A 472-nucleotide genomic window follows, 5' to 3' on the forward strand; every position below is an offset into this window, starting at 1 on the left:
CTCGGGCGGCTGCAACCGCTTCGCGCTGCAGTTCGTGCAGGACGGCGCGCGGCTGCGCTTTCAGGGGCTGCAGTCGGGGCTGCGGCTGTGCCTGGATGGGGGCACGAGCGAGCTGGCGTACCTGGAGCGGCTGCTGGCCACGGCGGCCTTCTTCCAGGAAGGGCGGCAGCTCGAGCTGCGCGGCGCCGACGGGCGCGCACTGCTGCGTTTCGTGGCCGAGGAATGGGGCGAGCCGCCGATCGCGGACGACGACCCGCCCATGCTGCCGCAGTAGGGGCGCCCGGGCCGGCCCTCAGCCCAGCAGGCGCTCGTGCGCCTCGCGGTACTTGGCGGCGGTCTTCTCGATCACCTCGCGCGGCAGGCGCGGCGCGGGCGCGGTCTTGTTCCAGGGCTTGCCGCTCACCTGTGCCTGCTCCAGCCAGTCGCGCACGAACTGCTTGTCGAAGCTCGGCGGGTTCTCGCCGGCCGCCAG

1 protein-coding gene and 1 pseudogene are annotated in these 472 nt (G+C 73.7%); one reads left to right on the top strand and one right to left on the bottom strand.

Going from position 1 to position 472, the window contains the following annotated elements; all coding sequences use genetic code 11:
* Positions 1-274, top strand: a 274-nt coding sequence (locus A612_RS01190; protein WP_019372789.1) for an META domain-containing protein, incomplete at its 5' end; no start/stop codon positions are given.
* 18 nt (positions 275-292) lie between these two features.
* Here the strand turns inward: A612_RS01190 and A612_RS01195 are convergent.
* Positions 293-472: pseudogene (locus tag A612_RS01195) on the bottom strand (phosphoribosylaminoimidazolesuccinocarboxamide synthase); the annotation flags it as partial.

The organism is Melaminivora alkalimesophila, assembly GCF_000282995.1.
In the GTDB taxonomy this organism is placed as follows: Bacteria; Pseudomonadota; Gammaproteobacteria; order Burkholderiales; family Burkholderiaceae_C; genus Melaminivora; species Melaminivora alkalimesophila.